At 41.1% G+C, this 12,596-nt stretch carries 12 protein-coding genes; all 12 read right to left on the bottom strand.

Annotated features, from left to right (window positions below; all coding sequences use genetic code 11):
- Window positions 1-5: 5 nt before the first annotated feature.
- A complete protein-coding gene (locus DWZ33_RS09550) occupies window positions 6-833 on the bottom strand; it encodes a class II fructose-bisphosphate aldolase (RefSeq protein ID WP_118454648.1) in 828 nt (275 codons plus the stop codon).
- A gap of 16 nt (window positions 834-849) precedes the next feature.
- Entirely contained in the window at window positions 850-2,256 is a 1,407-nt protein-coding gene (locus DWZ33_RS09545; protein ID WP_118454647.1) for a PTS transporter subunit IIC, read from the bottom strand.
- A 16-nt stretch (window positions 2,257-2,272) separates the two neighbouring features.
- On the bottom strand, window positions 2,273-2,551 hold the full coding sequence (locus DWZ33_RS09540) for a PTS sugar transporter subunit IIB (RefSeq protein ID WP_118454646.1): 279 nt from the start codon (window positions 2,549-2,551) through the stop codon (window positions 2,273-2,275).
- A 68-nt stretch (window positions 2,552-2,619) separates the two neighbouring features.
- Window positions 2,620-2,952 (bottom strand): PTS sugar transporter subunit IIA, encoded by a 333-nt coding sequence (locus tag DWZ33_RS09535; protein WP_182425621.1) that lies wholly within the window; start codon window positions 2,950-2,952, stop codon window positions 2,620-2,622.
- Window positions 2,949-3,074 (bottom strand): hypothetical protein, encoded by a 126-nt coding sequence (locus DWZ33_RS18425; RefSeq protein WP_276330533.1) that lies wholly within the window; start codon window positions 3,072-3,074, stop codon window positions 2,949-2,951. Before DWZ33_RS18425 ends, DWZ33_RS09535 begins: the two co-directional genes overlap by 4 nt.
- Window positions 3,075-3,323: 249 nt before the next feature.
- Window positions 3,324-5,045: a BglG family transcription antiterminator gene (locus DWZ33_RS09530; protein ID WP_182425619.1), complete on the bottom strand. Its 1,722-nt coding sequence runs from the start codon at window positions 5,043-5,045 to the stop codon at window positions 3,324-3,326.
- A 304-nt stretch (window positions 5,046-5,349) separates the two neighbouring features.
- Window positions 5,350-5,871, bottom strand: coding sequence for a YjbQ family protein (locus DWZ33_RS09525; protein WP_118454643.1), 522 nt, complete (start codon window positions 5,869-5,871; stop codon window positions 5,350-5,352).
- Between the two features lie 18 nt (window positions 5,872-5,889).
- Window positions 5,890-7,065, bottom strand: a complete 1,176-nt coding sequence (locus tag DWZ33_RS09520) for an iron-containing alcohol dehydrogenase (RefSeq protein ID WP_118454642.1) — start codon at window positions 7,063-7,065, stop codon at window positions 5,890-5,892.
- Between the two features lie 195 nt (window positions 7,066-7,260).
- Window positions 7,261-8,865 (bottom strand): sulfatase family protein, encoded by a 1,605-nt coding sequence (locus tag DWZ33_RS09515; protein ID WP_118454641.1) that lies wholly within the window; start codon window positions 8,863-8,865, stop codon window positions 7,261-7,263.
- A 375-nt stretch (window positions 8,866-9,240) separates the two neighbouring features.
- Window positions 9,241-10,350 (bottom strand): ADP-ribosylglycohydrolase family protein, encoded by a 1,110-nt coding sequence (locus DWZ33_RS09510; RefSeq protein ID WP_118454640.1) that lies wholly within the window; start codon window positions 10,348-10,350, stop codon window positions 9,241-9,243.
- A gap of 184 nt (window positions 10,351-10,534) precedes the next feature.
- Window positions 10,535-11,869, bottom strand: coding sequence for a 23S rRNA (uracil(1939)-C(5))-methyltransferase RlmD (gene rlmD, locus DWZ33_RS09505; RefSeq protein ID WP_244925868.1), 1,335 nt, complete (start codon window positions 11,867-11,869; stop codon window positions 10,535-10,537).
- 51 nt (window positions 11,870-11,920) lie between these two features.
- On the bottom strand, window positions 11,921-12,502 hold the full coding sequence (locus DWZ33_RS09500; protein WP_118454639.1) for a TetR/AcrR family transcriptional regulator: 582 nt from the start codon (window positions 12,500-12,502) through the stop codon (window positions 11,921-11,923).
- Window positions 12,503-12,596 lie beyond the last annotated feature (94 nt).

Genomic DNA, 12,596 nt, shown 5'->3' with positions numbered 1-12,596 from the left:
ACCTCCTAATCACAGTTAAAGACGTGATAATAATGTTCAAGAACAGCCTTGATTGCCTTATCGGCGGTACTCATCATCTGCTTATAATTATTTGCATGCTCCTCATTGATTGCCTGCGCGCCGGCTGTGCAGAAATCCGTGAAAATATTAATCTTGCTGATGCCTGATTCAGCGCATCGCCGTAAGTTTTCATCACCGGTCGAAGAGCCGCCATGCAGCACTAATGGAATCGATACCGCGGCTTTCAGCTCAGCTAAGCGGTCAAAATTAATCTTGGGTGTTCCCTTATAGAAGCCATGAGCGGTGCCGACGGAAACAGCAACTGAATCAATGCCGGTCGCATTCACAAACTCCACCAGATCAGCCGCTTCAGTATAGACAGAAGCATCCCCTTTTTCTTCTTCATAATTGATTCCCGCTCCCACATGGCCGATTTCTGCTTCTACACTCACATTACGCGGATGTGCATAATCAACGATAATCTTGGTTTTTCTGATATTCTCAGCAAGCGTATCGGCAGAGGCATCAATCATAACAGACGTAAATCCCAAATCGATTGCTTGCTTCACAAATTTAATAGATTTGCCATGATCAATATGCAAAGCTACTTCTACATTGGCTTTTTCAGCATAATAGCGGCCGATAAAATACGCATCCTCCAAAGAGAGTACTGACTGCATCGCTTCACTATATGCTAAAATTACCGGTCTGCCGACAGATTGCGCGGCTTCAACATACGCTCTTGCCATATTCATGTTGCAATAATCCGGTGAAGGGATTGCATAATTACTGTCATTAGCCGCCATCAGCATGGCTTTTGTATTTACGAGCATATCTTACCCTTCTTTCCTAATCATCCTGTTTTTCAGCCTTGGCAAGCTCAGCTGCTGACTGCATTTTCTTCTTGAAATAGATTTTTTGTAAAACAACACAAGCGATGATAATTGCTAAACAGCAGACTGCCCCTATCGTAGAATTGATATTAAACAGCAGAAACAGCGGGAAAGTTGACCATAAGGTACCTGATATAGCTGAAATCAGCGTATACTCACTCTGACTCCACGTATAACCGCTGGATAAGGCAACCTCCGTGATTTTCGGTGCCATGAAGGAAGCGATCACTAAGGTTAAGGCTAAAAATATCGTACAGGATAACAAGGTTCTGCCAACCTTGCCGCGATGCACAACATTCAGCATGGAACAATTGTAACCGCAGGCCGCCAAGGAAGCGATTGGAATGATTCGATTGCCTGGCACGATCGCACATAACGCGACACAGACCGGAATCGCAATTACTGAAATCAGCATTACGGTTGTATGTCCTAAACCAACAGCATTATCCATACCAATATATAATTCACCGCTCTTATTCTTCTCAGCCATAATCTTACTGCATGCCTGAGAAATCGGTACTAAGCCTTCCATTAAAATCTTCACCATTCGCGGGGTTAAATATAATAAAGCAGCCATTGCCATACCTGTTGTAAAAGATGTTTTCGCATCCTGACCGCCGATAAACGCAATCACGGTACCTAAGATAAATCCCAGATAAATTGGATCTTTAATGACCTTTAATACCGGATTATCCTGCAGCTTCTTAGCATTTGTCTGACTGATTGTTTTCTCTTCACCCGTTTTCCCTTTGCCGAGTAAATTATATAAAGGCTCAAGAATAAAACCGACAATCCACTGACCAAGACAGCCGCCATGCGGAATTGAAATCCCCGGAATACCGATAACCTCCTGAACGCGTTTTGCTGTTCGATCCGCAATTAAGAAGATAACAGCCGCGTGCGCCAGCGCTGCCAGTAAACCAAAGAATAAATTATTCGTAATGACATAAATCAATGAACCAGTTAACGCATAATGCCAGAAATTCCAGATATCGATATCCATTGTTTTCGTTGCGCCGACAGCTAACATGATTAAATTAAACGCCAGCATAAGCGGAATGATGAAAGCACCGATTTCTGTGCCATAGGCAATCCCCGATAAAGCGGTCCAGCCTACATCGATGACATCAAGATTCAAATTAGCTTTACCGACCAGTCCAGTTGCTACCGGCCCCAGATAATTAGAAACAATGGACAAGGCTAAATCCAAGCCAAATAAACCAATACCAACGGTTATACCACCCTTAACTGCTTTATTAACATTACACTTGAAGGCAATACCGATCAATGCAACCATTAATGGAACCATCAAATATTTGCCTAAGCCAGAAATCGTACTGAAAAATGTACTTAGAAATTCCATAGAATCCTACCTCCTTTTATTTATCTAAGATTTCTAACAGTTTACTTGCCGCTTCTTCTGCCCCTATGCCGGAAATAAACCCAATACCCATGACCGACGGAATTGAATATTCATTTTGTAACTGAGTGGAACTGACAATAACATCACCGCGGTCTTCATAGCTTTCAATCTCATTAATGCTGCATTGAATAATTTCATGAGAAATATTATGATCATCTAACAATTCATCGATCCGCATGGAAATCATCGTCGAAGTAGCAATGCCACTTCCACATGCTATAATTACAGTCTTCATCTACGCTGCCTCCTTTCTTTTTTTTATTTTTCAATCATAAAAACCTAAAAATAAACTGCCGGATAAAACTACTCAGCTTCAGCCTGCTTAACCAAAGCCACTAATTCCTCCTTACTTTTCACAGACAAGACAGCATTCATGAATGTCTGATTGAACCAGAGCTTTGCCAAACTGGAAATGGCTTGAGTATGTACCGATATATCTTTGATCAGCAGCATAAATACAATCTTTACATGGATCTGCTCATCAAGCTTATCCATCCGCACATAATTGATCGGATGGTTTAATACAGCGATGATTAAAGCGTTTTTCTTCACATGCACAGCATCGACATGCGGCAGAGCGATGTTGTAACAGGTGGCGATAATTCCCGTTGGAAATTTTGCTTCCCGCTCTTTCAAGGATCCTGCACATAATTTTGCGCATATAAATCATCTGCCAAATACGCATATAAATCATCTCTGCTTGTGAAATCACAAAAGTAAACCTTGCCATTTTCAATTAATTCACTGATATGTACCATTCTCATTCTCCTAACTTTCAACGATTATAAGCCTTCCTTTCAGCTTATTAAGTGTAATCATATACACAGCTGTATTTATTACTTATACTCTTTAATAAAACGAACAAATTTATCATATGTGTTGATATAGCTGTGATGCGCCATCCATCTTGATGATGAAAACATCTCAATTAATTGTTTTAAAATCTTTAAAAAATTATTCTTATCCTTCTGTGATACTGAAAGCAGGAAAATGATATTAATATCATTCTACCGCCAGCGGAAAGGTTTTTTAAATATACCAACCGTTATGAACGTACTCTTTTCATCACACTGAATGGGATGCAGCACCGCGATGTTCAGATATTCTGAGGGTGATATTTCCTCTCTGATCATGACACGCTTCAAAAAATCATCATCCAGCTCTTTATGTGCCGCACATAGCTGCTTTATTACTTCTTCATAATTCTTTGCATGTTCAAAGTAACAGAAAGTACCATCAAAATATTGCAGCAGTGAATCATTCTCCATCATGCGTTTCTTCTTGATATCACTGATAGCCGCAAAAATATTTTCGATATCCTTTTGTGAAATAAAGACGGTGACATCAACAATCTCACAAGTGTAATAGCCTTTCAGCGGCATTGTAGTCAAAATTAAATCGATGTTTTTACTGCCGATTTTCGCTAGTTCACTTTCATCAGAAACCATTGTGATACTTAGATCATTCAGAAAATTTGTTTCCAATTTCGAGTAAATCAGGGCATTTAATTTCAGATATTCCGGATTGATGACTACCGTCTTGATTTTTGTCAGTGTCTGCTTTTCAATTTGAGCGCCGACATGCAGGGCAATATAGGAAATCTGATGATCATTCATATCGATGCCGGCATATTGATCCTGAATTCGCTTGGCTATAAATACCGATATTTCATAAATTGTCGGATAAGAATCTTTAATGCTGGTCAATAATGGATTGCGCAGTGACATTTTACGGTTAATGATGTTATTTAAATGTAATGCGAAATTGGAAATGAATTCATCATTGTCTAGGTTGATATAGTATTCATTGTAAATTTCCACGATTAATTTCTTAACAAAGCTAATAATTGATGGTTCCACAAATTCATTCAGCCGTGCATAGTTTTCCTTTACACCTATTTTTTTCATACTTATCAGCAGAAACGCATAGATGCTGTCAAAATCATTTCTGCTAGCCTTAAAATCATATTTATCCGTTATCCGCGCTAAGATTTGAGCAGCACATTGAGAAGGTGAGTCAGCGTCAAGCAGCGCTGGATTCATTTCAAAAAGTTCTGGCTGAAGCTCATACTTATTACGGTCAATGATGATGCATACATGCAGGACGATGTTGTTTAAGGCAAAGTCATTGATTTCAAACTGCTGTTCACTGATGATTTTAAAAATGGTATTTTTTATTTCAAAGACATCAATATCCACGAAGAAAGCATTGAGAATGGCGGTATTTAAAATGCTGTTTTCAGCTTCTTTATAAACCATGTCACAGAACAGACGGCGGATGTTTTTCTCAGTCCCTTTCAGCGCAAGTGTTGTCTTACGGCGGATAATAGTAACTTCATAGGGTGCAATGATTTTCTTTAATGCGGTGATTGAGGTCAGCAGTGTCTGTTCACTGATAAATAAGGAGTTGGCTAAATCAAAGTAATCGAGAGGCTGTTTACTGATTAATAATTCCTTGAGGATGATTAATTCACGATTATTTTCATCAAGGTTTTCTGGCTGATCTCTATCCTGAAGCAGTTCTTCAATTTCTTTCGTCTTTTTAATAATCCGATACCCTTGATTCGACGAAAGAATATAGCTGCCTGATGTATTGATGTTTTTGACATCGCTGCGCAGTGTTCTTAATGATATGCCGAAAAAGGATACAATTTCATTGGATGAAACCCAGGCATCCCTTTGCGACAGATATTTGATTAACTTTTTTTCTCTTGATGTGAAAACAGACATAATGGTTCCTCCAATCACACGGTGACAATCTAACTTATAATAAGCACTAAATAGGGTTTTAAGTTGGTTCAGCATATCGTTGATCCTAATTATGAAATTACTTCCCCTTTGATGAGCGGCTGAGCCTTTCTTATGAGATCGGTTAAGCGGCTGCTTATTTTAAAAAGATGACATGAATATTGTGCGTTGACTGAATTCTGAATATACTGTTTTAAATGTTATAATTCCTTGACTGGCTGGGCAAGGCAACGATATTCTTGCTGAATCATATTCTGTTTTCTAAATTGTTTTTGTATGATGCTTTTTAGATACCCATGGCGCAAAGATGGCAGTTTCTTTTGCGGGAGCGGTTGCCGTCATAGTCAACAAAGTAGATATAGCCATAGGTGCCGGTCAGGATTTCACCATTTTTGATAATGAAGGTTTTATCTGAACCTAATAATGTAGCTTTGCAGTGGGCATCGCCATTTAATAGGCTGGCCGGACGTGTGGCCATGGCGCCGCCATTGTCTTTGGAGAATTGACGATGGAGCGGGCCTGGATATTTATAATCGTCATCGTAAGCAAGCTGTTTTGGAAACAGTTTATTGAGACCTTTATTTAAGTCAGCCTGCAGATATTCATCACCGAGTGCATCAAAGTCATGGACCATTTCTTCAAAGAAGACAGCGCAAGTGGTATGCGGTGACTGTACGACAAGGATGCCATTTTGGATTCCTGTTTCATTGACAAAGTCGCGGCAGTCTTGACGTATTTCAAAATAGGTGGCCTTATTCCCCTGTGTTTCAAAAGTCAGCTGTTTATGATAGATGTGAAATTCATTCATAGTATCCCTCCTTTTGGTCTACAGACATTCGTTGAGTATTTGAACAATGTCTTGTTTAGATAATTTGCGATAGCCACTCGTAAAATAACCGTGGTCTGAGGCAAGCTTGGCAGCCATTTCATCAAAGTATCGGTTGTCGATGCCTAATGCCGATAAATGTGATTCAAGTTGCAGCTGTTCATAGCAGAAGGCTTCAATCGCTTCAATGGTTTTCTCAGCCAAGGTGATATCGTCATTTTCACAGCTTAGGCCGAAGGCATTGATGCCGAGATTTCTAAAGCGTTTTAGGCTTTTCTCATCAATGATGTGACGAAGATAACGCGGCATAATAATTGCAAGTCCTAAACCATGAGTGATGTCATAGTAGGCTGAAATTTCATGTTCAATGGGGTGCATCGTCCAGTTATTTTCTTTGTCATAGCGTAAAAAGTCGTTGATTGCCCATGGAGCGGCCCACATCAGATTGGCTCTTGCTTCATAATTATCAGGCTGTGCATAGGCTATTGGCGCATATTGAATCACGGTACGGACTAAGCCTTCCATAAAGGTGTCAAGCATGAACATGCAGTTATCACTGGAAAAGTAAGTTTCAAGTGTATGACAAAGAATGTCAACGGAGCCGCAGGCCGTTTGAAATTGCGGAACGGAATAAGTATATTCAGGATTCAAAAAGGTAGCCTTAGGCCGTTGGCTGGGTTTGCGCAGGCCCAGTTTATCTTTAGTTTCAAGATTGGAGATGATAGCACCGAAGTTCATTTCAGAGCCTGTGGCAGATACCGTGGAAATTGTGAGTAATGGCAGACTGTTTTCCACTGGATATTTACCTAATACGACATCCCAGATGGGGGCGTCGATCAGCACACCTGAAGCGATTGCCTTGGCACTGTCAATAGCGGAACCGCCGCCGGCAACAAGAATTAAATCACATTGTTCTTGACGGCAAAGGTCGATGCCTTCCTGGACATCGCTATGACGCGGGTTGGGCTGAATCTTGGTGAATTCAACAATTTCAAAGCCGTATTCTTTACCAGTGCTGATGACTAAATCATAGATGCCCAGCTGTTTGATAAAGTCTCCTTGATAAATGAAGAAGAGTTTATGACCATAGCGTGTGATTTCCTGTCCCAGCGAGGACTTATCAACAGGGCCGAAATATACTTTCGTACCAATATCATAGACAAATTGCTTAAACATGTGATCCCTCCTTAATGTTGATGGTGTATCAACCTTTTTCTTAATTTCATTATCATGGAAATAGGGGGATAAAAAAAGTTAATAATTGCACAAAGTCATGCAACTAATCTTTACCTGTTAATAAATGGAAGGCATGAAAAGCGCTGAAATAAAAAATCTTCAGATTGCTCCAAAGATTTTTGTGTTAAAACATATTTATTTTTTGACAGGCTGATTGTCATTGGCATGTTTCAGCAATTCTTCTTTATTTAAAACATGGCGTGTGGCAAAGTAGTCCAGATCAAGCTTGTTTAGATCTACAACTGGTTCGTCCTTGATTGCTGCCAGCAATTCTTTTTCCAAGGGCCATAGCTGTTGGCATTCTTCTTCATGAGCCAGATGGGATGGAAAGAAAGGCGGATTGCATTCACGATAGAAGTTCAGTGTGAAGTCTGGATAAGACACAAAATCATCATTGACGATGCAGCCTTCAAGTCCCCATTTTTTCTCATGGGCAATCAAGTCACGCCGCAGTTCAAGACGTTTGGCATTATATGCTTCAGGCTTTGTTTCCAATAGGTTCTCTGTTTCCTGAGGGTCATTTTGTAAGTCGAATAATTCCTCACGCGGGCCGCCATAGTAGTAATTGTATTTGAAGCTGCCTTTGCGCAGGCTAACCCAGCGGCGGGCTCCATGCTGATGTTCGACGTATTGCATGCTGCGGTCTTTCTCGTTTTTAAGCAATGAGGCACCCGGCAGTTCTTTATTTGATGGATAAGGGACGTTGGCGGCATCAAGGAAGGTTGGCAGGATGTCGTTGAGATCCACAAAGTCATCGCAGAAGGTGTTGGGTATAACTTTTCCTGGATAGCGAAGAATCATTGGTACGCGGCAGGAAGGGTCATAAGGCAGGAATTTTTGATATGTACCCAGATCGCCCAGCATTTCGCCATGATCGCTGGTGAAGAGGATCAATGTATTGTCAAGTTCACCCATGGCTTCCAGCTGGTCGAGAATCAGGCCAATGTTTTTATCAACAAAACTGATGGAAGCATAGTACAGCTCCCTTGCACGCATGAGCGTTTCCATGTCAGGATAATCGGCGATATTTTTGTTTTCTTCTGCAAGTGTTGAAAGTGTGGTTTTGGTGATGGAAGGCTTAGGGATTGCTTTACCTTTGTACATTTCAGCATAAGATGCCGGTACGTCAAACGGCGGATGTGGTGCGATGAAGCCAGCCCATAGCATGAAGGGTTTATCCTTGCTCTTGTTTTTGAGGTAGTTGATGGTTTCTTTGGCTACCCAGCTTGAGCCGTGATCTTCTTCTTTGACTAAGGATTGCTGAGGCTGCATGTACAGCGCGTGACGGACACCGTGCAGGCTTTGCAGGTGCGGATATTTTTCTTTTAGATAGAGTGCGTATTCATCATCTTCTCTGAATCTTGGTATTTCATCCATTAAGAGCAGGCGGTGGAAGCCATTGTGTCGGCGATAAGGCTGAAAGTGCATTTTACCGACAGCGATGGTGTCATAGCCGGCGTCGCTTAAAATCTGCGCGAAGGTAGGCAGGTCATAAGGGATTTGATGGGAGTCATCGAAATAGTTGTCGTCAAAGGTGTGTTCTTTGCATGGCAGGCCGCAGAGGATGTTGTGACGAGCTGGGATGCAGACGGGGTTTGGTGAAAAGGCGTGCGTGTAGCTGCAGCCTTCGTGTGCCAGGCGGTCGAGGTTTGGCGTATGCATAAATTCATAACCGTGAGCGTGGATGGTGTCGTAGCGCTGCTGGTCGGTTGTGATAAATAAGATGTTTGGTTTGTTCATGAAAAAAAGCCTCCTGATATGAGTACATCATAGCATATTGGAGGCGTGGGGGAAAGGGACTGAAAAATTTATATTGATTTTTGGAAAAAATTATTAAGCTGATATTAAGATCTCATATCGTTATAAGTTGGTAGAACACATTTAAACGATAAGTTAGGTAAAAAAGCCTTTAAATCGAGAGTGGAACTGATGGCTAGGTCATTTGTTCTTACTTTTGAATATTGTTTATTTGTAAGTAGCATTTTACCATTTTATGTATATTTAAAATCATAATTTAAATTTGCATATTATTTAAACAAATTAATTAATAAAGATAAGTTTTATTTAGAGTTTACCTCACAAGTATTATTTACCAATTACTAATTATATTTTGTCCTATTTTGAAGGATATTGGCTGTAGATATATTTTTGTTCCCAAATTTCATCATGATAATGCGAGAATTCTGAAATTTTACAATCATTATACAAATCATCTGCCAGCTCAATGATAATATCTTTTAATTCAAGATTGTCTAAATATTTCTGTGGAATGGCTTTTAGCCCTAAATAGGCTCCTAATATGTTTCCAGTGACTGCTCCGGTTGAATCACTATCACCGCTATGATTCACAGAGGCAATAAGTGCTTTATCAAAGTCATCACTATATTTTAATGAACAATAAATAGCAATCGCTAAAGTTTCCTCAGCTACCCAACCTTCACCTATTTGCTTGATGGCATCCAAGTCATTAATATCACTTTTTTGAGATAATTCGATAGCTTTATCCACTAAATCAAGGAAATCTTGTAAAAACATTTTATCAGAAAATAGTTGAGCAATAACTCTTTTCATATCTTTAACCGCATCTATAAGTGATATATCATCATTATGAGCAACAAGATTAATAATGTGAACCAATCCTGCTGCAGGAATGTAGCCCAGCGGATGTCCATGTGTTAAAGCTGCAACTTCAGCTCCAATCATATCAACCTTTTCGCTACTCCATTTTTCACTAAAATATAGACCAACAGGAGCGACCCGCATCACACCGCCACAACCTTTGCTTTTATTGAGCGGTCTATTTATTGTCCCGTTTATGCCATTTGAAATTGTAGAAATACATGTATAGCCAGGATCTCTGCATACAAATAATTCAGGAATATCTACTAACCAAGAAGTGTGTTGTTCCTTTGGCAAAGGATAACGCTCAATTTGGGTTCTATACCAATCTTTATAGCTTTCAAATACATAGTTAGGATAACTCCCCATTATGCCTCGAGTCATTCCTCTTGTATGACCATATAAAAGACCTGTAGCGGTAAATAAGGTCATCTGGGTATCATCAGAAATTTCAGCAACACCATTCTCAAGCGAATATTCAGTAATGCCATTATTCCCGTATTTTGAAAAGATATCAGAGTCTTTCATAAACTCCACGGGATAGCCTAAAGCATCACCAGCAGCACCGCCAATTAAGCAACCTCGATATTTGTCAATGTCCTTCATTACAACACCCTCCTTTTAGCTTAACGTCTTCTATATCTAATTGTAAATCTAATTCTATTCTCTTTAACTCAGAAATGTTTAATTTGCATTATCTGTAATTTTCAGCAATTATCAATCACTGTAATTAATTTGTTTTCAATGATTTTATTTCATAATGAGCATAATTATATGCAGGCATAACCATTCATTTTTCTCTTCTTAAAAGTACAACGGTCTCCACATGATACGTCCACGGAAACATATCCACCGGCTGCAACCGCTCCACCCCATATCCTCGCTCCCCCAAATACTTCAAATCCCTCGCCAGCGTCGACGGATCACACGACACATACACAATCCGCCTCGGCGCCATCGTCAGCATCGCCTCCAGCGTCCGCTCATCACAGCCCTTACGCGGTGGATCCACACAAACCACATCCACCCTTTCCCCGCTATCCGCAATCCGCGCCGCATACTCTCCAGCATCCGCGCACACAAAATCCACATTCACAATCCCATTCCGCGCCGCATTCCGTTTCGCATCCTCAATCGCCGCAGCCACAACCTCAACCCCCTGCACATGCGCTGCCTGCCTTGCCATAAACTGCGTAATAGTCCCAATTCCGCAATACAGATCAACCACACGATCATCCTTCGATAATCCCGCAAACGCCACCGCCTGATTATACAGCTTTACCGTCTGCACCGGATTCACCTGATAAAACGACTTCGAAGAAATCTCAAAACGCAGCCCATCCAACTCATCTACAATCGTCGGCCGCCCATAAAGCAGCTCCTCCTCATCCCCCAAAATCACATTATCCGCACGCTGATTCAAATTCAAAATGACACTCTTAACCTCTGGTACCTCAGCCACCAGCACGTTTGCCATCTTCTTCAGCTCAGCAACCCTTTTCTCCCTAACAATAAAAACCACCATTACCTCGCGGGTACTGAACCCCACCTTCACCAACAAATGCCGAAACACCTCCGCGTTGCCAAACTCCCCAATAAGCCGCTTCATGCACTGCACCGTCTTATTAATCAGCTCATGCTGAATCAAACACACATCCATATCGATAATATCATTGCTGTTGATCCGATAAAACCCACACACCGTCTTCCCAGCCTTATCCACACCAACCGGCACCTGCCCCTTGTTGCGGTAATACCAGCCATCCTCCATCATCAGCGCATCCTCAACATGACAATCCAAACCGCCGATCCGCTCAAGCGCATCCTTCACCCGCTGCGTCTTAAATCGCTGCAGCTCCACCAACGAAAAATGCTGCAGCTGACAACCGCCGCACTGCTTAAAAATCTTACAAGGCGGTGCTGCCCGCTCAGGACTCGCACTAATCAGCTTCATCAGCCTGCCGTAGCCAAAATTCTTCCTCACCTGCGTAACCACAATCTCTCCGCATTCACCAACCAGCATATCCTTCACAAAAAGCGGAAAACCATCCACCTTCACAACTCCGAGACCTTCAAAAGTATAATTCAGGCACGTCCCTGTAACACGATCATTTTTCTTCATCATCAACACTCACTCTCATCATTAATTATCACCATTATAACATAAAAAAGCCGCCTAATTTTCATCAGGCAGCAAGTTCGGCAGCAGATTTTTAATATTCCTCAAATTCGTAGAATCCTTACTGATCCAGCAGGAAATCAAATTTCCATGAATCAGCGTCAGCAACATCTTCGAATACTGATCCGCATGCATCTCATCATAACCGCACGCCATCAGTTTCTCACGATACAAAACCTCCCACTTTCGATACACTTCCTTTGAAGCCGCATCCAGCTCCTCACTGATATAAGTAGCCTCAATCCCCATAAACGTGATAATCAGCGACTTCAGACCTTCCCTGCCATTTTCAATATCTCTGGCAAGACATTCCGCCATCCAGCAAAAAACCTCCACCGCATTATCAGAGACTGAAAATATATTCTTGCGAATCCCCATCTCCATCTTATCATAAGCGTCATGAACAACAGCCACCGCCAGCTGATTCTTACCGCCAGGAAAATAATGATAAAAAGATCCTTTGGGAATATCACATGCACTTACGATCTCATTGATACCAACACCAAAATAACCCTTCTGCGAGAATAATGTAGACGCCTTTTCAAGAATCATCTCCCGCTTTTCCGCACTGTGATTCATACTGCCACCACCCTTACAATTAAATATATAATAAAGGGGCTGACTTCTAATATCAACCCCTTATTTATAAAATTTTCGCTTATTTCTTCTGCTT

It is taken from the genome of Dielma fastidiosa (assembly GCF_003475485.1).
Classification (GTDB): Bacteria; Bacillota_I; Bacilli_A; order Erysipelotrichales; family Erysipelotrichaceae; genus Dielma; species Dielma fastidiosa.
Note: the sequence above shows the minus strand (reverse complement) of the source record. Positions and strands in the feature narration are given on the sequence as shown.